The 23,356-nt window shown below is 67.2% G+C and carries 21 protein-coding genes; 5 read left to right on the top strand and 16 right to left on the bottom strand.

Going from position 1 to position 23,356, the window contains the following annotated elements; genetic code table 11:
• Positions 1–21: 21 nt before the first annotated feature.
• The 4 genes from EYB42_RS00770 to EYB42_RS00785 all read right to left on the bottom strand — a co-directional run bounded on the left by EYB42_RS00770 (position 22) and on the right by EYB42_RS00785 (position 4,089).
• Positions 22–1,023 (bottom strand): chlorophyllide a reductase iron protein subunit X, encoded by a 1,002-nt coding sequence (locus tag EYB42_RS00770; RefSeq protein WP_135447132.1) that lies wholly within the window; start codon positions 1,021–1,023, stop codon positions 22–24.
• Entirely contained in the window at positions 1,020–1,964 is a 945-nt protein-coding gene (bchC, locus tag EYB42_RS00775) for a chlorophyll synthesis pathway protein BchC (RefSeq protein ID WP_135447450.1), read from the bottom strand. The genes EYB42_RS00770 and bchC overlap by 4 nt, the downstream gene beginning before the upstream one ends.
• Positions 1,965–2,080: 116 nt before the next feature.
• Positions 2,081–3,199: a methyltransferase gene (locus EYB42_RS00780; RefSeq protein WP_135447134.1), complete on the bottom strand. Its 1,119-nt coding sequence runs from the start codon at positions 3,197–3,199 to the stop codon at positions 2,081–2,083.
• Positions 3,196–4,089 (bottom strand): polyprenyl synthetase family protein, encoded by an 894-nt coding sequence (locus EYB42_RS00785; RefSeq protein WP_135447136.1) that lies wholly within the window; start codon positions 4,087–4,089, stop codon positions 3,196–3,198. The genes EYB42_RS00780 and EYB42_RS00785 overlap by 4 nt, the downstream gene beginning before the upstream one ends.
• A 140-nt stretch (positions 4,090–4,229) precedes the next feature.
• On the opposite strand from EYB42_RS00785, the gene crtD reads away from it, so the two are divergent.
• Together crtD and crtC are read left to right on the top strand one after the other, a co-directional pair.
• Positions 4,230–5,786, top strand: coding sequence for a 1-hydroxycarotenoid 3,4-desaturase CrtD (gene crtD / locus EYB42_RS00790; RefSeq protein ID WP_135447138.1), 1,557 nt, complete (start codon positions 4,230–4,232; stop codon positions 5,784–5,786).
• A 2-nt stretch (positions 5,787–5,788) separates the two neighbouring features.
• A complete protein-coding gene (gene crtC / locus EYB42_RS00795) occupies positions 5,789–6,628 on the top strand; it encodes a carotenoid 1,2-hydratase (RefSeq protein WP_135447452.1) in 840 nt (279 codons plus the stop codon).
• A 60-nt stretch (positions 6,629–6,688) separates the two neighbouring features.
• Here crtC and bchO read toward each other — a convergent pair whose 3' ends face one another.
• From bchO to crtA, 4 genes are all read right to left on the bottom strand, one after another.
• Positions 6,689–7,540 carry an alpha/beta fold hydrolase BchO gene (gene bchO / locus EYB42_RS00800; RefSeq protein ID WP_135447140.1) on the bottom strand — a complete coding sequence of 284 codons (852 nt, stop codon included), beginning with the start codon at positions 7,538–7,540 and terminating at the stop codon, positions 6,689–6,691.
• Positions 7,541–9,373 carry a magnesium chelatase subunit D gene (locus EYB42_RS00805; protein ID WP_276605840.1) on the bottom strand — a complete coding sequence of 611 codons (1,833 nt, stop codon included), beginning with the start codon at positions 9,371–9,373 and terminating at the stop codon, positions 7,541–7,543. It abuts the gene before it with no gap.
• A 185-nt stretch (positions 9,374–9,558) separates the two neighbouring features.
• Positions 9,559–10,575, bottom strand: coding sequence for a magnesium chelatase ATPase subunit I (gene bchI, locus EYB42_RS00810; protein WP_135447145.1), 1,017 nt, complete (start codon positions 10,573–10,575; stop codon positions 9,559–9,561).
• A gap of 8 nt (positions 10,576–10,583) precedes the next feature.
• Positions 10,584–11,348, bottom strand: coding sequence for a spheroidene monooxygenase (gene crtA / locus EYB42_RS00815; protein WP_135447147.1), 765 nt, complete (start codon positions 11,346–11,348; stop codon positions 10,584–10,586).
• A 121-nt stretch (positions 11,349–11,469) separates the two neighbouring features.
• Between crtA and EYB42_RS00820 the strand changes: the two genes are divergently transcribed.
• From EYB42_RS00820 to tspO, 3 genes are read left to right on the top strand one after another with little or no spacing between them, the layout of a single operon-like run.
• Positions 11,470–13,014 (top strand): phytoene desaturase, encoded by a 1,545-nt coding sequence (locus EYB42_RS00820; RefSeq protein ID WP_135447149.1) that lies wholly within the window; start codon positions 11,470–11,472, stop codon positions 13,012–13,014.
• The gene (crtB, locus tag EYB42_RS00825; protein ID WP_135447150.1) at positions 13,011–14,018 is read left to right on the top strand and encodes a 15-cis-phytoene synthase; all 1,008 of its coding nucleotides are present in this window, start codon (positions 13,011–13,013) and stop codon (positions 14,016–14,018) included. The genes EYB42_RS00820 and crtB overlap by 4 nt, the downstream gene beginning before the upstream one ends.
• A gap of 51 nt (positions 14,019–14,069) precedes the next feature.
• A complete protein-coding gene (tspO, locus tag EYB42_RS00830; RefSeq protein WP_135447454.1) occupies positions 14,070–14,537 on the top strand; it encodes a tryptophan-rich sensory protein TspO in 468 nt (155 codons plus the stop codon).
• Here the strand turns inward: tspO and idi are convergent.
• The 8 genes from idi to EYB42_RS00870 form a co-directional block, all read right to left on the bottom strand.
• Positions 14,534–15,082 carry an isopentenyl-diphosphate delta-isomerase gene (gene idi, locus EYB42_RS00835; RefSeq protein WP_135447152.1) on the bottom strand — a complete coding sequence of 183 codons (549 nt, stop codon included), beginning with the start codon at positions 15,080–15,082 and terminating at the stop codon, positions 14,534–14,536. The genes tspO and idi overlap by 4 nt on opposite strands.
• Positions 15,082–16,263: a geranylgeranyl diphosphate reductase gene (locus EYB42_RS00840; protein WP_135447154.1), complete on the bottom strand. Its 1,182-nt coding sequence runs from the start codon at positions 16,261–16,263 to the stop codon at positions 15,082–15,084. The genes idi and EYB42_RS00840 overlap by 1 nt, the downstream gene beginning before the upstream one ends.
• A 2-nt stretch (positions 16,264–16,265) precedes the next feature.
• Positions 16,266–17,552, bottom strand: a complete 1,287-nt coding sequence (locus tag EYB42_RS00845; protein ID WP_135447156.1) for a BCD family MFS transporter — start codon at positions 17,550–17,552, stop codon at positions 16,266–16,268.
• Entirely contained in the window at positions 17,549–18,448 is a 900-nt protein-coding gene (gene chlG, locus EYB42_RS00850; RefSeq protein ID WP_135447158.1) for a chlorophyll synthase ChlG, read from the bottom strand. Before chlG ends, EYB42_RS00845 begins: the two co-directional genes overlap by 4 nt.
• 118 nt (positions 18,449–18,566) lie before the next feature.
• A complete protein-coding gene (bchJ, locus tag EYB42_RS00855) occupies positions 18,567–19,145 on the bottom strand; it encodes a bacteriochlorophyll 4-vinyl reductase (protein WP_135447160.1) in 579 nt (192 codons plus the stop codon).
• Positions 19,146–20,816 (bottom strand): magnesium-protoporphyrin IX monomethyl ester anaerobic oxidative cyclase, encoded by a 1,671-nt coding sequence (gene bchE, locus EYB42_RS00860; RefSeq protein ID WP_135447162.1) that lies wholly within the window; start codon positions 20,814–20,816, stop codon positions 19,146–19,148.
• An 83-nt stretch (positions 20,817–20,899) separates the two neighbouring features.
• The gene (ppsR, locus tag EYB42_RS00865) at positions 20,900–22,291 is read right to left on the bottom strand and encodes a transcriptional regulator PpsR (RefSeq protein ID WP_135447456.1); all 1,392 of its coding nucleotides are present in this window, start codon (positions 22,289–22,291) and stop codon (positions 20,900–20,902) included.
• 70 nt (positions 22,292–22,361) lie between these two features.
• On the bottom strand, positions 22,362–23,141 hold the full coding sequence (locus EYB42_RS00870; RefSeq protein ID WP_167850871.1) for a cobalamin B12-binding domain-containing protein: 780 nt from the start codon (positions 23,139–23,141) through the stop codon (positions 22,362–22,364).
• Positions 23,142–23,356: the final 215 nt, after the last annotated feature.

Genomic DNA, 23,356 nt, shown 5'->3' on the forward strand with positions numbered 1-23,356 from the left:
AATGCTGCGAGGCGGTCAAGATCAAGCATTGTCGTAGATCACTTCCAATGAGGGTTTTCCTACGGCGTTCTTGCCACGCATGTCGGCGTCGGTTGCCGGATCCAGAACGAAATCGGCCCCTGTCTCGGAGGCCGAGAACAGGTTCAGCAGACCATCCTGCGACAGGGGCCTGGGACGAAGGGGTGGCGCGTCGGCCACATTGGAAGCAAGAGCAGCGAACATATCGCCCCACGGCCCCGCCTTCGTGCCCACAATCTGATAATTCGCCGACTTCCGGCGCAGATCCTCGTCCGCCGGGATCGCCGCCAGAACCGGAATGCCCACGGCCTGGGCAAAGGCCGCAGCCTCGCCGGTGCCGTCATCCTTGTTGATGACCAGCCCCGCGATGCCGACATTGCCGCCGAGCTTGCGGAAGTATTCCACCGCCGAGCAGACGTTGTTGGCGACATACAGGCTTTGCAGGTCGTTCGACCCGACCAGGATCACCTTCTGCGCCATGTCCCGCGCGATCGGCAGGCCAAAGCCGCCGCAGACCACGTCGCCCAGGAAATCAAGCAGCACATAGTCGAAGTCCCAATCATGGAAGCCAAGCTTTTCAAGGAGTTCGAAGCCGTGGATGATACCGCGCCCGCCGCAGCCGCGCCCCACTTCCGGCCCGCCCAGCTCCATCGCAAAGACGCCGCCGCGCTTGAAGCAGACATCGCCGATCTTGACCTCTTCCCCCGCCAGCTTCTTGCGGGTTGAGGTCTCGATGATCGTGGGACATGCCTTGCCGCCGAACAGCAGGCTCGTCGTGTCCGACTTCGGGTCGCAGCCGATCAGCAGCACGCGCTTGCCCATCTCGGCCATCATGTGGCTGAGATTGGCCAGCGTGAAGGACTTGCCGATGCCCCCCTTGCCGTAGATCGCGATGATCTGGGTCTTTTTCGACGGCGGATCCTGCGGAATTTCGAGGGATGGTTCCTCGGCCGCTTCGCGCCGCAAGCGGGCGTTGAAATCCTTGAGGTTCGGAACGTCGTTCATGCCTGACCTTTCCAGTCGAGGATCATTTTCAGACAGCCCGCATCGGTGAATGCCGTCCGATAGGCCTGTGCCGCGTCAGCGGCGGGCCGGGTGTGGGTGATGAGACCCGCCAGCGATAGGGCCCCGCTTTCGATCAGCGCGCGGGTGGCCACCAGATCCTCGGGCGCCCATTCGGAAGCGATGCGGATGCGCGCCTCCTTCATGAAGGCGGGCGGGAAGGCAAAGGCCACCGGTTCGGTGTAGAAGCCGGCCAGCACCACCTCACCGCCTTTGGCCAGCCGCATGACAAGCTGGTCCAGAAGGCCCTTGGCGCCCGAAGCGTCATAGATGGCGCGATAGTCGCGGCGGGGGTCGTCCTCGGGTGAGATGACAACATAGCCCGTCGCCCCGGAACGGCGCTGCGGGTTCGTCTCCCACACGGTCGGAGGCTTGCCGCCGGCGGCGATGGTCAACCGGGCCAGAAGACGCCCCAGCGTGCCGTGCCCCACGATCAGGTCGGGCAGCGCGATATTGAATCCGGCCAGAGCATGTCGGGCCGTGGCGGCCAAGGCCAGAAGCGCACCTTCGGGCCCCATCCCGGCGTCGATCCGGGACACGCGCGCAGCCCTGGTCACCAGATGCCGCGCAGCCCCGCCGAAAAGACCCCGCACATTGCCGGCAAAGCAATTGGCGCCCGGCACAAAGACCGCCTCACCAACGCGAAACCCGCTGTGCGCACCGGCCTCTACCACATGGCCTGCAGCCTCGTAGCCCGGAACCAGCGGATAACCCATGCCCGGAAAGGGCGGCATCGTGCCAGTCCAGAACAGCTTTTCCGTGCCGGTGGAAATGCCGGAATGCGTAACCTCGACCACCAGATCCTCTGGTCCCGGCGCGGTCAGGCCCAGGCTTTCCAGCCCTAGATCCCTTGCCCCATGGAGGATCACCGCCGTCGTCTGCACGCCCCATTCCCCCCGGTCATGCCGAGCGACCCGTCCGGCCACTCCTGCCTTCCTGTATGTAAGTCTAGAGTGACATTGCTACCTGTCAATTAACTTAGACAGTCCTGGTGCAGAATCTAGGCGCTGCGGGCCAGGACAAGGGCAGAGGTCACGAAAGGTCTCAACGATCTCGCCGGCTTGAGCACCTCAAAGCCGGCTGCGCGGGCCATGGCGGCGATTTCCTGGCCCGAACGTGTGCGGCCGGTCTGCATGGCAAGCGTGTAGATCGCGAAATAGATGTCGGTCGCAGCATCGGGGTGCAAACCGCCCGACATCGGCTCAGAGATGACAAGGCGGCCACCCGGCGGCAGGGCATCGAAGCAGGCGCGCAACAGGGCCATGACTGTGGCATCGGCATGGTCATAAAGCACGCGGATCAGGCTGATCGCGTCGGCACCCTGCGGCAGCGGATCGTCCCGGAAGCTACCCGGAATGATCTGCACCCCCGCACCCAACCGCGCGCCGGCCCCGGCGACGACCGCGGGCAGGTCGAAAAGACGGCGGCGGATGCGCGGATGCGCGCGGCCTACCGCCTGCAGGAAGGCCCCTGTGCCGCCCCCAACGTCCATCAGCGTGCCGATTCCCCGGAAATCGACCAGACGCAGCGTATCCTCGGCCACCAGGGCCTGGCTGTCGGCCATCAGCTGTGAATAGCGCGCGGCCAGTGCGGGATCGGCCGCACCGCCTGCGCCAAAGACATAGGGCCAGAAGCCTGCCAGTTCTGGCTGCGTCTCGCCCTTGAAGAAGGCCAGGGGATCGCTGAGGTCACGGTAGAGAACGGGATGGTGGCGCACCATCGCCTCCAGCCCCGGCACGGTCAGGAAGGCCGCACCACGGGTCGCAAGGCCCCAACCTTCGCCCCTGCGCCGCAGCAGGCGCAGGGCCGCCCCCGCCTGGAGCAGCACCGCCATGCGTTCGGGCGGCAGGCCGCACAGATGTGCAAGCCTGGCGGTGGACAGCGGCCCTTCGGCCAAACGGTGCAGCACGCGCAACTCGACCAGCGCCAGCAGGGCCTGCGACTGGACAAAGCCCGACACGACCGAAAACAGCGCCTCTCCCTCGGCCCTGGCGATGCCGCGCAGTCCGGGCATGCGGGCGCAGAACCGGTGGAACCACGGCTGCATTGCCAGCCGCGCCGCCCAGCCCGGACCGCCGCGGCGCCGCGGCAGTCCGCTGCCAAGGCCGGTTTCTGTCATTTCGCGCCCGTGGCCCGCGCCGCCTGCGCGCCCAGATTGACGGGCGTCATCCGTTCGGCATAGGCGCGCACCATGCCGGCAAGCCGCGCCTCGCCCGGACAGGCCGGAATCGAGGCGATCGCCCCGCCCAGGATGTCCTTCAGGTGCCGCACCGCACCCTGCACGCCCATGAGCGCCACGGCATTCGGTCGGCCATGCACGGCATCCTGCCCTGCGGGCTTGCCGGTCTCGGCCTCGGTCAGCAGAGCATCCTTCAGATCATCCGCGACCTGGAAGGCCTCGCCGATGCGGGCGCCCAGCTCCTCCCAGGGTTCGGGCTCCTGGCCTGCGGCTATGGCACCCATCTGGGTTGCAGCCACGAACAGCGACCCGGTCTTGGCCCGATGATAGGCGCCCAGGTTGACCAGCGGCTCGGATTCCCAGCCCTGGCCGGCACAGATGCCGCCAGGCATGCCCGTCCGCTGTGCCAGGTTGCACACCAGCCGCAGCCCCCGGTCGGGCGCGATGATGCCCGCACGGGCCAGCACCTCGAATGCGAGGACGATCAGGCTGTCGCCGGCAAGAATGGCCACGGGCTCGCCATAGGCGCGGTGAACCGAGGGTTTGCCGCGCCGCAGGTCGGCATTGTCGAAGGCGGGAAGGTCGTCATGGACGAGGCTTGCACAGTGGATAAGCTCCAGCGCCGCCGCCGCCGCATCGGACAGACCCGGCCGATCGTCGCCGCAGGCCAGCGCAACCGAAAGCAGGATCGTCGGCCGGACCCGCGCGCCCCCCGACATGGTGGCATGATCCAGCGCAGCGGCAAGGCGTTGCGGCGTTTCGCCGTCCGGGCCCTGGGCCAGCCGCACAGCCTCGCGCAGGGCGGCATCGATTCTGGGGAAAAGATCCATCGCACACCCTCTCTGTTGGCCGCGGCCGCCGTGGGCTCCCTTAAGCAAGTCTGGCACCGCCGTCCGATTGTGTAAATCAAAATTTACAGTCGATCGTTCGTCATTGTTTACAACTCGCCGCACCCGGCTAGACTGGCGCCATGGACGGGAACGCAACCAGGGTCGTGGTGATCGGTGCCGGAATGGGGGGCCTCGCGGCGGCAATCCGCCTGGCGGCGCGGGGCTGCGCGGTGACCCTTGTCGAAGCGCAGGACATGCCCGGCGGCAAGATGCGCACGCTGCCATCGTCCGCAGGGCCACTCGATGCCGGGCCTACGGTTCTGACCCTGCGCGCGGTCTTCGACGACCTGTTCGCCCTGGCCGGCGCGCGGCTTGAGGATCACCTTACCCTTCTTCCGCAACGGATTCTTGCCCGGCACTGGTGGCCGGACGGCAGCCGGCTGGACCTGACCGGAGACCCCGAGACCGACGCTGCCGCGGTCGCCGCCTTTTCCGGCCCGGGCGAGGCGCTGGCCTTCCGCCGCTTCGACCGGCTGGCGCGCGCCCTGCATGACGCCTTTGAGGGTCCGGTGATGCAGGCCCCGCACCCGGATCTGGCGGCGATCCTGAAGGCTACGCTGACCCGCCCCGTGCTATGGCGCGCACTTCTGCCGGGACAGTCGCTGCACGGCCTGCTTGCCCGCCAGTTCCGGGACCGTCGGCTTGTGCAGCTTTTCGCCCGCTATGCCACTTATGTCGGCGGCCGGCCCGCCCATGTGCCCGGCGTGCTGGCGCTGATCTGGCGGGCGGAGGCTGCAGGCGTGTGGGCGGTAGAGGGCGGGATGCACCGGTTGGCCCTGGCCCTGGCCGATCTGGCGCGGCGTCTGGGGGTTGACCTGCGCCTTTCGACACCGGCGCTGCGCGTCGTGCGGCAGGGCGGGCGCATTTGCGGGGTGCAGCTGGCCAGCGGGGCCACCCTACCCTGCGCGGCCTGCATCTTTGCCGGCGATCCGGCCGCACTGGTCGCGGGTCATCTGGGTCCGGGGCTGGGCGACGCCCTTCCCCCATCAGCCACGCAGCCCCGCAGCCTTTCGGCCTGGGTCTGGTCCTTTGCAGCCATTCCCGAAGGCCCGCTTGCCCCCGACCTGGTTCACCACAACGTCTTCTTCCCCGCCGACACCAGCGGCGAGTTCGGCCCGCTGGGCCGGGGCGACATGCCCGAGACACCAACGCTTTACGTCTGTGCCGAGGATCGTTCGACCGGACGCCCGCAGGGCCCCGAACGGTTCGAGATCATCGTGAATGCCCCGCCCGGCCGCACCGACCAGCCAGAGGATTTCGCCCGATGTCACGCCCGCACCTTCCAGACACTTCGGATGCTCGGCCTGCGCTTCCTGCCCGAACCCGGACCGCAGGCGTTGACGACGCCGGCGATGCTGGACCGGCTATTCCCGGGATCGGGCGGGGCGATCTATGGCCGCAGCCCGGAGGGAGCTTTCGCAGCCTTCGCCCGGCCGCCGGCGCGAACGAAGGTGCCGGGGCTCTACCTGGCGGGCGGGGGGGCGCATCCGGGGGCTGGAGTGCCGATGGCGGCGCTCTCCGGCAGGCACGCGGCCGAGGCGGTGATGGCAGACCTGACTTTTCCGTCGATGTCGGGCCGGACGGCTATGCCTGGTGGTATCTCGACGCCGTCGCCGACGACGGGGCCCGCGCGTTGAGCGTGATCGGCTTCATTGGCTCGGTCTTTTCACCCTGGTATCGCTGGTCGGGGCGGCGCGAGCCGCAGAACCACGTCTGCCTGAACGTGGCCACCTACGGCCCGGGCGGTCGCTTCACCATGACCGACCGCGGCCGTTCCGCACTGCGCCAAAGTCCTGAACGATTGCAGATCGGCCCCTCCGCCATGCACTGGACTGGCGGCGAGCTGGTGGTGGAGGTTGACGAGATATCGGCGCCGCCCGTCATCTGCCGCGTCCGGGGCACCATCACGCTGACGCCCGAGGTGATGACCGGGGTCGAGGCGCGGCTAACCACGGACGGGTCGCATCTCTGGCGCCCCTTCGCCCCCATCGCGCGGGTGAAGGTCGATCTCAGCCAGGGCCACATCTGGGAAGGGCACGGCTACTGGGACGCGAATTTCGGGACTGCCGCGCTGGAGACCGACTTCCGCTTCTGGACCTGGGGGCGCTTTCCGTTGCGTGATCGCACGGTCTGCTTCTACGATGCCACACGACGCGACGGCACCACCCTTGCCCTTGGCGTCGAGGTGACCCGGCAGGGTGAGGTGCGCGAAATCGCCCCGCCCCCTCTTGTGCGCTTCCGCCGCAGTCTATGGGCGGTCAGACGCGAAACGCGGGCAGATCCCGGCGTGGTCCCGCGCCAGCGGATGAACCTGCTGGACGCGCCCTTCTATTCGCGCAGCCTGGTGGAAACCCGGATCATGGGTGAATCCAGCATCGGTGTGCACGAGGCGCTGGACCTGACGCGCTATCGCCAGCCCTGGCTGAAACCGATGATCGCCGTCCGGGTGCCAAGACGCAGCGGCTGGCGGTTCGACTGACTGCAATCAAGGCGTCCTTCGACAGCCAGTTGCACGGCCATCCAGACCCCGAACAAGGGGTCAGCCGCGCAACCAGTCCGAAAATTCTGCAAGGACAGCGGCCGCGTCCTCTTCATGCGCCAGATGCCCGAGTGCCGGCATCTGGCGTACCTCGGCCCGGGGCAGCATCCCGGCCGCCTCGCGCGAGACCTGCGGCGGCACCACCCGGTCGCCCGCATTGGTCACCAGCAGGGTCGGCACCGACAGTCCCGCCGCTGCCGCCATCAGCCGGTCAACCCGCCAGGCCGCCATCATGCCCAGAGTTCCATCGACATGCGACGGGCGGCGCACCAGCGTCACATACTGGGCGATCCCGGCGGCATCGAGGTGCGACCCCGTGCCCTCGATCAGCTGGCGCACCTTCGCCTCGTTGCCCCAGAGGTGGCTGACGACCGAAGGCACGAAGGGCGTGGCCGCCAGCGCCCGCGCCAGAAGCGGAAACAGAAAGCCCGCCGCCCCTTCGAACTGGCCCAGCGCAGCGTTCAGACCGATCACCGAGCGCAGCGGCATCAGCGTGGACAACTGCAAGGCAAGCGGCACACCGGCGGAATGGCCGATCACCAGCCGTGGTCGCCAGCCCGCCACCAGACAAAGCTGTTCCAGATCCTGAGCCATGGGTGGGATCCCGAACCGCCCCCGCGTGCCGGCGCGCGTGAACCCCTGACCGGGCAGATCGGGGATAAGGCACCGGAAACCTGAAAGAATTGGCGCCAGATGCCGGAACGAATGGCCCGAGGCACCGGCGCCATGCAGCAGCAGGATATCGGGCCCTTCACCCGTCTCGACCACCCACCAGTCGTGCCGCGCCCGGACGCGGCGGCCATGCGCGCGGAAGGGCCAGCCGGCTGGCGGGTCATGTGCCGTGGTGATCATTCAGTCAGACTTCAGCGGAGCCAACGCCGCCTCAAGAGCCTGGGACATCCGCGCCGCATCGGCCCGCGGCAATGGCAGATAGACCCCACCAAGCGAATGCGAAAGCCGTTTCAGCCCGGCCTCTGGCCGGCTGGCCGTGTCGATCACGACAGACGCGGACCCGGTCGCGGCCCAGGACTGGGCCATCTGCACGGCCTCGGCCTCGGCCCGGTCGCGGCCCGGCGCACCGTCAAGCGCCACATTGGCGCGCCCATCAGTCAGAAGTGCCAGAACCGGCGTCAGACCGCGCGCGCGCACACGCAGAGCCGTCTCGCCCGCAAGGCGCAGGGCTGCCGCCAGCGGCGTGCCCCCGCCGCCAGGCAAACCGGAAAGACGGCGCTTCGCCTGTACCAGCGACCGTGTGGGCGGCAGCACAAGTTCTGCCCCCGATCCCCGGAAGGCGATAAGCGCCACATGGTCGCGCCGGGCATAGGCGCGCGCAAGCAGCAGCTCCACCGCACCTTTCGCCTCGGCCAACCTGGCAAGAGCAGCGGAACCGGACGCATCGACGGCGAAGATGAGCACCCGTTCGGACCTTTCCAGGTGGCGGCGGATGCGCAGGTCGGACCGCCGAATATGCAGGCTGCGGTTCTGGAATACCGCCCCACCCCCACCCTCCCCCACGAGGGGGGAGAGAGACGCGGGTTGTGCAAGCGTTGCCAAATGGGGAATCGCGGTTCGCGCGAACAGGGGAGGCTCCCCTTCCCCCGGTGGAGAGGAGATGGGGATGGGCGGCGCCGCCTGCCGTCGGCGCACCGCCTGCCAGGGCGCGGCGGCGCGAAGCGTGGCGATCAGGTCGAGCCGGTGGTTTGCGTCGGGTTTGCCAGGGCGCGATGGCAGCGGGCGTCCGCGCCGGTGCCCGGAACGCGCCTCGCCCGCGCCAGTGCCCCCCGTCAGCGCGCGGGCGGCGCGCGCGGCTGCCAGGTGCTCAAGCAGATCGCCGGGCAGCGCAGCCCTGACGGCCTCGAGGATCAGGTCTTCCGGCAGATCCAGGCTGTCGGCCTGCTCCGCATCTGCACCGGGGTCGGGAGGAAGCGGCGGGGGGACATTGGGTGCTGCGGCCTCGGGCCAGGTCCGGGCACGATGGGCAAAGGCAAGTTCGGCCGCCGTCAGCACATCCCCGCGCCGCACGCCGGGATGGCCACGCAACGCTGCGATCACACGGGCCAGCCGCAACGCCAGAAGCGGAGCACGCAGCCCCGGGATGCCAAGGGCCAGCGCGACGGCGGTCAGGTGCTCGCCCGCCCTGGCCGGGATGCGCACACGGGGCAGGCGGTCGCGGGCGGCAGACAGCGCCTCGGCGTCAAGGCGCAAGGGCGCGCTGTCGCTGTCGGCGATCCCATCAAGGGTCAGGAACAGGGCCAGCCGGTCGGCAAGCGCAGGGGGCAACGCTTCGTCGGCTTCGGCACCCTCGTCAAGCGCGATCAGACAATGGCCCGGGCCATCCAGCGCCTGGCCCAGCCGCGCGGCCAGCCCTGCCGGGCAGCGCTCCGCCATGGTCAGGACCAGCGTCGCCGGCCGTGCCAGCAGCCCCTCGGCCTGCACGGGGCGTCCCACCGCAAGCGTGGCCGTCAGGTCCAGCCCGCCGAACAGCGCCTCGTCCCCTATCAAGGGATGCAGACGGCGCAGGGGCAGCGGCAGCGCGGACAGGGCGGCCGTGACCCTGTCGAGCACCGGGCCGACCCGGGACCGCAGCCAAAGCCCCTTCAGCCCCGCCGGGTCCACCGCCAGCGCCATGAGCGCCAGCTCGACGCGCTGCCACGGCGCCAGAGGGGCGATCTGACGGTCAGGCACGTCCCCGCGCCCGCCTGCATGTTCGGGACGGGTGATCTGGCACCGAGGCACTGTCGCAGCTCCCACCCCAGATGGGGAAGGCGGCACCATGCCCCTCTCCGTCCCTCCCCCGCGCGGGGGAAGGGGGCCACCGGGACCAGCCTCCGGTTCGGACCGGAATAGCGGCGCGTATGAGAGCGTCTCGGTCAGGGCAGCACCTCGGCAAGCGAGCGGTCAACGCGGGCGGCGGACCCTGCCTCATCCAGCGGGTCGCGGCGCAGACGGTGCGACAGCGCCATCGGCGCCACGCGCTTCAGGTGGCGGCGGTGAACGGCGGCTTCACCCTCGAAGGCAGCCAGGGCGCGGGCGGCGCGCAGCAGGGTCAATTCGCCACGAAGGCCGTCAGACCCAAGCGCCAGGCACAGGGCCGCGCAGTCGTGCAGGACCGCACCCGGGGTCTTCAGTTTCTGCAGCGCCTCGCGAGCGGCGAGGATCTGGTTGCGCAGCCCCGCATCCATCGGCCGCCAGGTCTTCATGAAGCGGTCATGCTGGTTCTCATAGGCGTCGCGCCGCCGGATCACCTCGACCCGCGTTTCGATGTCCTTCGGGCTGGCAACCTCGACCGACAGGCCGAAACGGTCCAGCAGTTGCGGACGCAGTTCGCCCTCTTCCGGGTTGCCTGAACCCACCAGCACGAAGCGCGCCGGGTGGCGGATCGACAGGCCCTCGCGTTCGACCACGTTCTCGCCAGATTGCGCAACGTCAAGAAGAAGATCGACGATGTGGTCCTCCAGCAGGTTGACCTCGTCGATGTACAGGTATCCGCGGTTGGCGCGGGCCAGCAGGCCGGGCTCGAACGCCTTTTCGCCCCGGGTCAGGGCCCTTTCAATGTCCAGCGCACCCACGACCCGGTCCTCGGTCACGCCAAGAGGCAGATCCACGACCGGGGTCGGTCGGGTCACGATCCGGTCGGCGACACCTTGCGCCCAGTCCGGGCACAGGTCGCGGCGAGGAGAGTTCACGGGGCACCCTTCGACCACGTCGATCGACGGCAGCAGCGCGGCAAGCGCGCGGACGGCGGTGGATTTGCCTGTCCCCCGATCGCCGAAGACCAGAACCCCGCCGATCCCGGGGTCGATGGCCGTCAGGATCATCGCGGTCTTCATGTCTTCCTGACCGACGATGGCCGAGAAGGGGAAGGGCTGACGGGCTGTTCTGGTCATCGCTGGCCTCATGCGGCTTGGGTCGGGTGGGGCGCGGGGTGGTCGGCGGCGCGTGATGGCCTGTCCGGCAGGGCACGGCTACGCAGAAGCGGCGCGCCGTTCCACTGGCCTTCCACGCCCAGCACGCGAAAGCGTGCGTAAAGCTCGTCGATGAACCAGCCCTCGTCGCGCACGGCCCTGATGGCGCGGCCATGCGGGCCGTCCCCTCGGGCGAAGCGGGACATGCTGGTCATGTCAGGCCAGATCGAGAAGGTGACCTGGTGCAGTAGCGGTACCTCGCCGATCCCGATCTTGAACAGAACGTCGGGATCGGCCCCTATCACCGCCGAGATGTCGGGCACCCGGCGCCAGAAGCGCAGGGCCATTGCCGGCTTGACGCTGGCGCGGGTGAGAACGGCCAGGGGACCGTCCAGGTCGGCCGGGCGCGGTTCGGGAACGAAGGGATTGACGCCCGACCAGACGCCGCGCGCCGACAGGGGCGAGAGGTAGACAGTGCTGCTTTCTGTCGCCCTTGCCCGCCAGTGGCGCCAGACCGGGCCTTGCGCCACGCCTTGCCGTGCTGCGGCCTCGTTCGGCCAGACGGCAAGAATCGCCCAGACACCCCAGTTCGGTTTCGGCGTGAACCCCTCGCCCGTGCCAGAGCCGCAGAGCTTCCAGAACATCAGATGCGGCTCTTGTCGCAGAGTAAGGCGCGCCGCCCCCATCTGCCCGATCACCCAGAGCCTGGCCATCAGGCCCTGAAAGCGGAAAAGGGACAGGGTGGCGGTGGGCATCGACCCCTCCGATGTAACTTTACCTTGACAGTCTAGCGCAAAATGGCGGCCCGTGAAGGGGTTCATTTGCCGCAGTATATGCGTAGTTGTAAATTTGGCTAGACATCCTATCATCCATGGCATGACCCGGATAACCACCAACGCTCAAGGCCAGGCCCTCGTCATCGGTGCGGGGCTTGGGGGACTTGCCAGCGCCATGCGCCTGGGCGCCAAGGGCTGGCGCGTCACGGTGATCGACCGGCTTGACCGGCCCGGCGGGAGAGGATCGTCGATCACCGAACAAGGCCACCGTTTCGACCTTGGCCCCACCATCGTCACCGTGCCGCAGACCTTGCGCGACCTGTGGTCCGCCTGCGGCCGCGACTTCGATCACGACGTGGACCTGCGCCCGCTGGACCCATTCTACGAAATCCGCTTCCACGATGGCCGCCGTTTCACCATGCGGCCCGGCGCAAAGGCCATGCGAGAAGAGGTCGCACGGATCGCGCCGGCTGACCTGCCGGGGTTCGAGCGGTTCCTGAAGGATGCGACCGCCCGCTATCTTTTCGGGTTCGAGGGCCTGGGCCGCCGCCCGATGCACCGGCTGATCGATCTGATCAAGGTTCTGCCGAAATTCGCCATGATGCGCGCCGATCGCAGCGTTCACGCCCACGCCGCCCGCCGCGTGCGGGACCCGGCCCTGCGCTTTGCTTTGTCGTTCCATCCCCTGTTCATTGGCGGAGACCCGTTCCGGGTGACCAGCATGTACGCGCTGGTCAGCCATCTTGAGGCGGCATTCGGCGTCCACTACGCGATGGGCGGCGTGCAGGCGATTGCTGATGCCATGGTGCGTGTGATCCGCGATCAGGGCGGCACCGTCCGGCTTGAGACCGAGGCGGACGAGATTCTGGTACGCAATGGCCGTGTCGCGGGCGCACGGCTGGCAACGGGCGAGGAAATCGCCGCGGAAGTCACCGTCTCGAATGCCGACCCGGGCTTTACCTACGGCCAGCTTTTGCGCAACCATCCGAAACGGCGCTGGACAGACCGGAGGCTGGCGCGCTCGCGCTGGTCGATGGGCCTGTTCGTCTGGTATTTCGGCACGAAGGGCACGCGCCGGATGTGGCCCGATGCGGGGCACCACACCATCCTTGTCGGCCCCCGCTACTGCGAGCATATCCGCGACATCTTCCGCGCGGGCAGGATCGACGAGGACATGAGCCTTTACGTGCACCGCCCGACGGTCACCGACCCCTCGGCGGCACCGGAAGGCGACGACACGTTCTATGCGCTCAGCCCCGTCCCGCACCTGGGGCACGGGGCCGCCGACTGGGCAAGCCTGGCCGACAGCTACAAGGCAAGGGTGGCACGAATGCTGGAACCCGTGTTGCCCGGCTTTCGCGAAAGGATCACCGTGGAGCGTGTCTTTACCCCCGAAACCTTCCGGACGCGATATCTGTCCCCCTTTGGCGCGGGCTTCTCGCTGGAGCCGCGCATCCTGCAATCGGCCTGGTTCCGTCCGCACAACGTGTCAGAGGAACTGCCTGGCCTGTATCTTGCCGGCGCGGGCACGCATCCCGGTGCCGGCGTTCCGGGCGTGCTCGGCACGGCTGAGATCGTGGATCAACTGGTGCCGCCGCCGGCCGTTCGGGCAGGCCCGGCACGCCTGCCCCTGGCCGCAGAATGATGCGCCCCGACGACATGGAGGCATGCCGGGCCGCGATCCGCACAGGCAGTCTGTCGTTCCATGCGGCCTCGCGGCTCTTGCCCGCGCGGGTGCGCGACCCGGCGCTGGCGCTGTATGCCTTCTGCCGGCTGGCAGACGATGCAGTGGACGATGGCACCGACAAGACGGCGGCTGTCCTGCGCCTGCGCGACCGGCTGGACCGGCTGTATCAAGGCCGCCCGATCGATGCTGCGCCCGACCGGGCCTTTGCCTGCGTGGTCGAGACGTTCGAGATGCCCCGTGCGCTGCCGGATGCCCTGCTGGAAGGAATGGCCTGGGACGCGGCTGGTCGGCGGTATGAGGATCTGTCCGGTGTCCTGGCCTATTCCGCCCGGGTTGCGGCGGCGGTCGGGGCGATGATGTGCGTCCTGATGCGGGTGCGCGAGGCCGACGCGCTGGCCCGCGCCTGCGACTTGGGCCTGGCAATGCAACTGACAAACATCGCCCGCGATGTGGGCGAGGATGCCCGTGCGGGGCGGCTATATCTGCCGACCGGCTGGCTGATCGAGGCCGGGCAGGACCCGGAGACCTTCCTTGCCGCCCCGAAACCGGCCCCTGCGATCCGGATGGCCACGGAACGTATCCTGGCCTGTGCCGACCGCCTTTACGTGCGGGCCGAAGCCGGGGTTCCCGCCCTGCCCTTCGGCTGCCGCCCCGGCATACTGGCTGCCCGCACGATCTATGCAGGGATTGGCGGGGTCGTGGCGCGGAACGGCCATGACAACATCGCATGGCGCGCCCGCACCAGCCGGGCGCAGAAACTGGGTTGGCTGGCCCTGGCCATGATCCGCGCGATTGCCACAGTGCTGATGCCGCGCCCCGCCACACTGCACGCCCCGCCGGAACCCGAGGTTGCCTTCCTGGTCCAGGCCGCGGCGCGCCTTGCACCTCAGAAAGCCCGCAGCGAAGCGCTTCTTGCCGTTCTGGCCCAGCTGGAGGCTCGCGACCGCGGGCTGAAGGCCTGACCGGTTGTGACTTCCGACGATCTGGCCTATGTCGGCAAGGGGGGTGATTGCATGGATTTCGGCCTGTTTCTCATCTATCTCGCTGCCTGCGGTGCCGCCGCAGCCACGGGGGCCCTGTTTCCGACCGGACCCTGGTATGCGGCGCTGCGCAAACCGGACTGGACCCCGCCAAACTGGATGTTTCCGGTGGTGTGGTTTTCGCTTTACCTGATGATGTCGGCCGCCGCTGCCAGGGCTGCCACGGTCGAAGGTTCGTCGCTGGGGCTGGCGCTCTGGTCGGTGCAGATCGCCTTCAACACGCTATGGACGCCGGTCTTCTTCGGACTCAGACGCATGAAGGCTGCGCTGGTGCCGATGGCGGGGTTGTGGCTGTCGGTTGCCGCGACCACGGTCGTGTTCTTCACGCTGGACCTTTGGGCGGGGCTGATGTTCGTTCCGTACCTCGTATGGGTCAGCATCGCCGCCGCGCTGAACCTTTCGCTGGTCCGGCTGAACCCGGACGCGGCACGGCCGTCCTAGCGGGTGCCCATCATCCGCGCGCCGAAGATGCGGTCCATGTGATCGGTCAGATAGATGCGCAGCCACGGCGTGAACCGTTCGGGCTGGCGCAGGACTTCGGCTTTCAGGTCATAAAGATCGACCCAGCGCACATCTTCCACTTCCGAGAGGGCTGGCACCACGATCAGTCCTGGCGCGGCCTCGGCCACGAAAATATCGACAAGCTCGTGTTCGATCAGCCCGCCGCCCACCTCGGCGCGGTATTCCACCCGGCCCGCATAATGCGGATACAGCCCGGTGATCCCCAGTTCCTCGCGCAGCCGGCGGACGGCGCAGGTCGCGGCATCTTCGTTCCAGCGGGGGTGGGTGCAGCAGGTGTTCGCCCACAGGCCCGGCGTATGATACTTTCCTGCCGCGCGTTTCTGGATCAGGACGCGCGCGCCTTCCATCACGAAGACCGAAACGGCCTTGTGGCGCAGCCCGAGCTGATGCACCTCCAGCTTGCCGACTGGCGCCAGGCGCCCCTCGACCCAGGCGGGGATCATCTCGTCAAGGGCGCCGTCCATCACACCCACCCGGGCTTCACCAGCCCCAGCAGATGCGCGACGTTTTTCACGCCGATCTTCAGATGCGCCAACGGCCGCGCGGCCACCAGTTTCTTGTTCATGTAGGCCTCGAACGTCAACTTCTGCACGTCGATGTCGTGGCAGAGGCTGACAAAGCGCTCTCGCCGTTCGTCGGACTTGTAGTAGGCGTCCTGCATCGTCCGCAAGACCTTGAAGACGGTCTTGTTGTCGCGCATGAAAAGCTTGCGCGCCAGCTTCAGGTCGGCGGTCTTGCCCGAGGCCAGCGCCGCCTGTGCAGCCGTCGCGGCGACCCGACCGCCAAGCATGGCGTAATAGATCCCCTCACCCGAGGACGGCGCCACCACCCCGGCCGCATCGCCCGCCAACACCACATCGTGGCCGTTGTCCCAGCGGTCAAGCGGTTGCAGCGGGATCGGTGCGCCCTCCTTGCGGATCGTCTCGCATTCTGCAAGGCCGCTGGCCGCGCGCAGGTCGGCCGTGGCGCGCTTCAGGTCCACACCGTCCTTTCCGGTGCCCATGCCCACGCTTGCCTGCGCGCCGTGCGGGAAGACCCAGCCGTAGAAGTCTGGCGAAATGCGGCCGTCATAGACGACATCGCAGCGCTTCGGGTCATAGGCGGCATTGGCGGCGGGGGCCCTGATGATCTCGTGATAGGCGATGACGTAGGGAATGCGGTCGCCGCCCGGCACCTCGTCGCGCGCAACATCCGACCGCGCCCCGTCGGCCCCGATGATGATCCTGGTCAGGCTGCGGCGTTCCTGCCCGCTGGCCTTTTCCCGCCAGACGACATGCGCCCCTTCCGCGTCCCGCTCGATCCGCAGGTAGGTGCCGGTAAGCCGATCGGCCCCGGCCTGCGCGGCGCGCACCCGCAGGAACTCGTCAAAATGCTCGCGGTCCACCATGCCGACGAAGCCGTTCTCGATATGGATGTCGACCGACCGCCCGCTGGGCGAGATCATGCGCGCGGTCTCGATCCGGGCGACGATCTGGTCATCGGGAATGGCGAAGTCGCCGATCGCGCGGGGCGGGATCGCGCCGCCGCAGGGCTTGATCCGGCCGGCGCGGTCCAGCATCGCCACGCGCTTGCCGGCGCGCGCCAGATCCTCGGCCGCAGTCGCGCCTGCCGGACCGCCCCCGACAACGAAGACATCGTAGGCCATGCTCATTCTCCCGGAAGCAGTTGCGGTGCGGCGGCCCGCAGTCGGGCGCCGCCAATGATCCGCAAGGCCATCAGGCCAGCGGCAACGAAGAGGAAAGCCTCGATCAGGAACACCATCCCGAAGGCATCGGCGCTGTCGCGCGACAGGCGGAGCAGATCGACGAGGGCCGCCCCGGCAAAGCCGCCCAGGCCCTGCGCAATGGCCTGGCTTGCGCCCCAGACCCCCATGCGCGTGCCCTCGCGCCCCGCCCGGCCCTGCCCTGCCAGTTGCATCATCGCCCCGATCGAGGCAATGGCGAACATGCCCGAGAACACCCCCAGAAGCGTGACCGCCGGGGTCAGAAGCCCGATGCCGACCTGCCCAAGCCCTGCAATCACCGTCAGCATCGCGGCCGAACCGAAGCAGCCGGCCGCCGCCCATCCGCGCAGCGAGCCGATCTTGAGCCCCGACACGGCGATGCCGACCGCCAGCATGCCCACGAACATTCCCGCATGTTGCGCCCCCGACAGGCTGGTGGACTGGCCGGGGGTAAATTGGAAAACCAGGCCGGCGTAAGGTTCCAGGATCAACTCCTGAAGAAAGAAAGCTGTCATCGACAGGAAGATGAACAGCGTGAAGATCCGCGTGCGGCGTTCTGCCCAGACCTCGGCCAGACCCTTGCGCAGCGGGGTCTCGTCTGGCAGGCGGGCCGGCATCACCTTCCGCTCGATACCGGCAACGGCGGCGGCGGTGATCAGCACCGCGCCCAGGGTGACGATGGCAACGATGACCATCAGCCGCCGGGGTGAATAGGGATCCAGCAGCGTGCCGATCGCGCCGCTGGTGACGGCGATGCCGAAGATCATCATCAGCCAGGTGATCGTGGCCGCTGCGGCCCGGCGGTCAGGCGCACAGCCGCTTGCGAGAAGCGCCAAGAGCGAGGTGCCCGACGCCCCCGCCCCGACCCCGATCAGGACATAGGCAAGGACCGATACCGCAAGACCCCAGCCCTGCCCCGCCACCGCCAGCGCGACCATAAGCGAGGCCAGCGCCGCCCCGCAGGATAGCACCGCCATGCCGCCGATGATGAATCGCGTCCGCTTGCCCTGGGCGTCGGACCAGAAGCCCCAGCTGGGCCGGGTGATCTGGACGAAGGAATGCAGCGCGACCAGCGCGCCCGACAGCATCGCAGGCAGTGCCAGTTCCACCACCATCAGCCGGTTCAGCGTCGAGGTGGTCAGCACCACCACCGCGCCAAGACACAGCTGCACCAGCCCCAGCCGGACGATCTGGAGCCAGGACAGCGTCACGCCAGCCCCCGCATGGCAAAGGCCGTGACCATCATGCCGCTTACGTAAAGCACGACGCCGGTGCCGTTATACCAGGGCGCCTTGCCTTTCGGGTCGCGGAACAGAACGCGCATCGCGGCGATCTGCGCGGCAAGCAGTGCTGCGACAGCCAGCGCGTGCCAAGGTTTGCCAAGGACCAGAAGGAAGGCGATCACCAGCGCCTGCGCCATGCCCATTACCGTGCAGGCGATCTTCGCCGCAACCTCGGGCCCCAGAACCACCGGCAGCGACCGCACGCCATGCTGCCGGTCGCCCTCCAGCGCCTTGAAATCGTTCAGCGTCATGATCCCGTGCGCGCCGAAGGCGTAAAGCGCGGCCATGGTGACGACCTCGAACTTGGGGCTTGCGTTCAGCAGGACAGCGGCACCGGTGAACCAGGGCAACCCTTCGTAGGACAGCCCCACAAGGCCCGGACCCCACCAGCCCGAGCGCTTCAGTCGGACGGGTTCGGCACTGTAGGCCCAGGCGGCAATCACGCCCACTAGGGTCGCGGCGAACCCCCAGGGGCCCAGCAACCAGCCGACAGCAAGCGAAAGCGCGGTCATGGCCAGCGCAATCCAAAGGCCCCAGCGGCCCGGAATGCGGCCCGAGGGGATCGGGCGGTCTGGCTCGTTGATTGCATCCACATGCCGGTCACACCAGTCGTTCGCAGCCTGGCTCATCCCGCAGACGATCGGGCCGGCAAGGATCATGCCCAGCAGGACGATGGGCCAGTTTTCGCCCAGCGGCACGGCTGACGAGACGGCGCCGCAGAGAAAGGCCCAGATCGGCGGGAACCAGGTGATCGGCTTGATCAGCCGCACCATGGCGCGCGGCTCGGGATACTGGCGGGAGGGGTAAGCGGTGCTGACAGTCATGTGTCAAGTAAACATTACACTTGGGAGTCGAGCAAGTGCGCATTTATCGCGGCGCGCAATTCCCGGTCCGTTCTTCAGCCGCCCACAAAAGCAAGCTCAGCCAGAGGATCAGCCGCCGCTAGTGCGGAAGAATGATGAAACGGCTGGCGGCACCGTTGTGACAGTCTTCCACCCGGGCGCAGGGCCAGACCAGGGCGCGGAAAAGCCTCGCGAACACCGCCGCATGCCAGGGGCAGGGCAGGCCCGGAAAGGCCAGCGGGTTGCCTTCGATCTGGAAGGTCAGCGGTCGGCGCGAGACGATGCCGAAGCGGCCCGATCCGGCGAAGGTCCAGGCATGGCGCGCAATGGCCGCGCTCAGCAGGCGCGCACCCATGGGGGCCGGAAGGGCACGGATCACCGCCCTGGCAGCCCCGGGGATGCGGTGGGCGAGGATATAGTCCGCCGTGCCCTGCCCCGCCGCGGCGAGGATCTCTGCCGCGCGGTCGCCACAGCCCTGCCAGACCGCCAGATGGGCCGCGCGGCACTGGCTCTCGGGCCACATGCCGGCATCATCAGGCGGAACCGCAACGCCCGCGGCGCCCAGCACACGGTCGCGCCCCGCCCGCCCCTGAAGCCGGTCCAGAACGGGCACCAGTTGCAGGATTGCGTTGGGGCCGATCCTTGCGCCCGTGTCTTGCCCTTTACCATCGCCGTCCATCTAGTCTGCCGGTTCCTGCATCTGTTCCCGCCCCCCGCCGCAGGCCATGACCTGGGCACCATCGGGCATCTGGAACCCGTCGGCCCGTTCCGCCGCCCGTTCCTTCATCTGGGCCCTGACGGCGGCGCGCCGCTCGGCCGCCCGGACGACCCGGTCAGCCGCGGCCTCCCAGTCGGCCATCTGCGCCTCGGCGATGGTCCGCGAAGTATCGAAGCCGAACTCCAGGTTGTCCCGCTTTACGGGCTTGAAATAGCCATGCTTTCCAAGGTCATAGAAGCTGCGCTGTACACCGGCCTTGAGGAATGCCTTCAGACAGCCCAGCAGATAGCGCCGCCGGAAACCCGTGCCCCGCCAAGGGTAATGGAACAGCGCCTTCTTCATGTAGAAAGGGCGATAATTCTTCAGAACCCCTTCCAGCAGTGCCCCGCGCGTCATCGCGGCGGGTTTCATGATCGGGGTCACGAAATTATATTTCGAATAGTCGAACACCTCCACCTGATCGCGGATTTCCTGAAACAGGGGCGTGAAGGGCCAAGGCGTATACATCGACCAGTTGGCCAGGTCCGGCTGCCAGTCCCAGGCCATACGATAGGTTTCTTCCAGCGTTTCCGGCGTCTCGTTGTCGAGGCCGACGATGAACTGCGCCTCGGTGAAGATGTCCGCCTCGCGCAGAAGCCGGATCGCCTCCTTGTTCTGCGCGACGGTGGTTTCCTTGTTGAAAAGATCGAGCTTGAGCTGCGCCGCCGCTTCGGTGCCGAGGCTGACATGCACCAGCCCCGCCTTGCGGTAGAACTTCAACAGGTCCCGGTCGCGCCAGATGTCGGTGACGCGGGTGTTGATACCCCATTTCACCCGCTTGTTGAGGCCGCGATCGATGAGTTCCTGACAGAACTCGACGAACTTCTTTCGGTTGATGGTGGGCTCCTCGTCGGCGAGGATGAAGAAGCCGACGCCGTGGTTCGACACCAGATTCTCGATCTCGTCGGCCACCTTCTTCGGGTCGCGCACCCGGTAGTCGCGCCAAAACTTCCACTGACTGCAGAAGGAACAGGTGAACGGGCAGCCCCGCGCCATGTTCGGGATCGCGACCTTCACGCCAAGGGGGATGTAGATATACCGGTCCCATTCCAGGATCGACCAGTCGGGTTTGATGCCGTCCAGGTTCTTCACCGTGCTGGCGGCCGGCGTGGCGACGATTTCCTCCCCGTCGCGGAAAGCCAGACCCTTGATGCGGCGCCTGTCGTCAGGCCAGCGGCCATCGCGGAGCGCTTCTGCAAGAGTGACCATGATCTCTTCGCCCTCGCCGCGAACGATCACGTCGATCCAGGGGGCCTCGGACAACACCTGCCGGAACATGAAGGTTGCATGAATGCCACCCAGGACGCGCAGGGCGTTGGGTGCGACCTCTTGCGCGATCCTCAAAACCTCTTCCGCCTCGTAGATCGACGGCGTGATCGCGGTCACGCCCACCAGATCGGGCTTCAACGCCGCAAGCCGCGCCCGCAACGCAACATGGTCGATGTGATGCGTCATCGCGTCGATGAAATGGATGTCGTCGAACCCCGCCGCCCTCAGAGAGCCGGTCAGATAGGCCACCCAGGCGGGTGGCCAGTTCCCCGCGATCTCGGCGCCTCCGGAATGATAGTTCGGATGGACGAAGACGATGCGCATGGAACAGCCCCCCTTATGTCAACTTATGTTGACAGTCACGAAGGCCGGTCTTCCTTGATCCAGATCAAGCCTGCGGCAGGACGCTACTCGCCGTCGCGGTTAAGCAGCCCGTACTTGCGCAGCTTCACATAAAGCGACTGGCGCGACAGGCCCAGCATCTCGGCTGCGGCCACGCGGTTGTTGCGCGTCAGTTCCAGCGCGGTTTCGATGCACATCTTTTCAATGACATCGGTGGTTTCGGCAACGATATCCTTCAGCGTGGACGACCCCACCAGTTCCATCACCGAACGCGTGCCCTCGTCCGGGATGACCGCCCCGGACCGTCGCAGGGCATCGGCCCGGCTTGCATCGCGCACCACAAGCACCAGAACCGGGTTTGGCCTGTCGTTCAGCCAGCTGGCCGAAAGTTCCACGGCGATCTGGCCGGAAAAGTCCGTGGTCAGGCGGGTGGCATAAAGCCGAAGCTGTCCAGTCCGCTTTACATTGTCCAGCAGGACACGTAGATCCACCTGCCCGCGCGCCAGATAGTCGGCGATCGAACGGCCGCGAACGGCCGCGATTCCGCTGGCATCGGTCAGGTTCAGAAACGCCTCGTTCGCAGCGCGGATCACACCTTCGCCATCGGCAAAGACGATGCCATCCACCCCTTCGTGGTAAAGCCGCTGCAGGTTTTCCGACAGCTCGTCAGAGGCCTGGGTCAACCGGTCGCCCGGATCGATCAGGCATAGCAGCAGGCGCTCTCCGGCCGCGCGGAACAGGCGCGGGGTGACCAGCACCCGCCGCTGCGACCGGCGCGCCGTGACCTCAAGCGGCGCCGAGGAATCCATCGCCGCCACGTTGGACAGCGCATCCAGGAACTCACCCCGCCGGCGACCGTCGAATTCCTGCGCGACCGCACTGCCCAGCAGCTCGGCCCGCGTACCCCCCAGAAGCAGCGCAGCCGCAGGGTTAAGATCGGCAATCCGCCCGGTCGCCATGGAGACAAGCATTACGGGATCCCGGGTCATCTCCATCAGCACGCGATAACGGGTATCAAGCTCGCGCTGGGTTTCATAATCGCGCTCAAGGGCGAGCTGCGCCGCGACCAACTGCTGCTGCACCTCTGCAAGCGGCCGCAGATCGCGGCCCAGCATCAGCAGCGACCCGTCCGGCCCCAAGAGGTGCAGCGAATAGCGCACCGGGAAATCCCATGCCTGCTGGCTGACGTGGTTCAGTTCAACCGCCACCCCCGACCGACCACGGTGCAGATCGGCAAGGCGGGCCTCCAGCTTGCGACGGCTCTCTTCGGTTAGGATCTCTGAAAGCTGCAGCCCCTCCCAGTCGGTCAGTTGGCCGAAGGAACGATGCGCCGGATTGACCAGGACGGATACGATGCGCTGTCCCGGCGTGACCAGCAGGGTGATATCGGCCGCCGTTGCAAGGATCTCGGTCATGAGATCCGGAGCAATGACGGGCAACTTGCCCGAGTTCAGCAGATGGCGTCCATCCGTGGTCACGTCTTTTCCAACCATATTCGTTCGGCCATCATCGCGGCCCACCATCGCTTCAACCGAATTCGCGGACCGGAAGCCCGTTACGGACGCGCGCACCCTGAATAGCGACCATCGGGTCGTTCGTGGCGATATCTGCACCGGTTGCAGCCTGCACATCGACCGCCCGCGCGAGCACCGCCCCGCCAACCGCCACCCAAAGCCGTCCAGCCGAACCGTCCTTGAGTGCTTTCACCACTCTGCGACAAAGTTCAAGCCTCTCTTCGCAGGCGATCGAAATCATTGCACAATCGAAATCGCTATTGCGGACCAGAGAGAACAGAAAGTCGGCGCTTGCCCCGATCTGCAACTGGACCGAGATTCCCTTCCGGCGCAACTGCCCTGTCAGCAGCATAATGCCGAAACTGTGCTGTTCGCCCTCTGGCAGAACCATCAGCACGGTCGCGCTGTCGGGGCCCGCGGTTGCATTGCTGGCCCAGTCCCGGCCAACCTGGCGCAGGATAGACTGCATCCGGGCAAGGCCCATGCTTACGTCGGTGAATGCCGCGCGGTCCTCGGACCATTCGCAGCCAAGATGGCGGGCCACGGCCGGAAAGTAGCTGTCCACAAGTTCGGTCTCGCCGATCCGGGCACGGCGCAATTCGGGGCGCAGCGCCTCGAAAAGGGAAAAGTCGGGCGAGGCGACAGCGCGTGCCAGCGCGGCAACCATTGCCGGGTCCGGCGATTTTGCCCCATCAGCCTCGCGGGACACCAGCCGCGCCACCACAGTCCTTGCTAGGGCCGACAAACCGTCACCGTTGCGATCGCCTTGCCTGCCATGCTGGCTGTCGCGCATTTCGCCACCCTCGCCTGCCGCAAGTGCCCGGTCGGCCCTGATGCGGGGTTGTGTGCGGGCAGTTCTGCATCCCGCACTCTGCCTTTCACTGTCATGCATGGCGCTCGTATTGTCAAAGCAAATTGACACTGACAGCCGCATTTTGCGAAATCACTGCAAGTTATTGCATCAACTGCTTGTTTTTAATTGAGTATGTTTACATCTGTCTTTCCCCG

This window comes from Tabrizicola caldifontis (genome assembly GCF_004762095.1).
Classification (GTDB): Bacteria; Pseudomonadota; Alphaproteobacteria; order Rhodobacterales; family Rhodobacteraceae; genus Tabrizicola; species Tabrizicola caldifontis.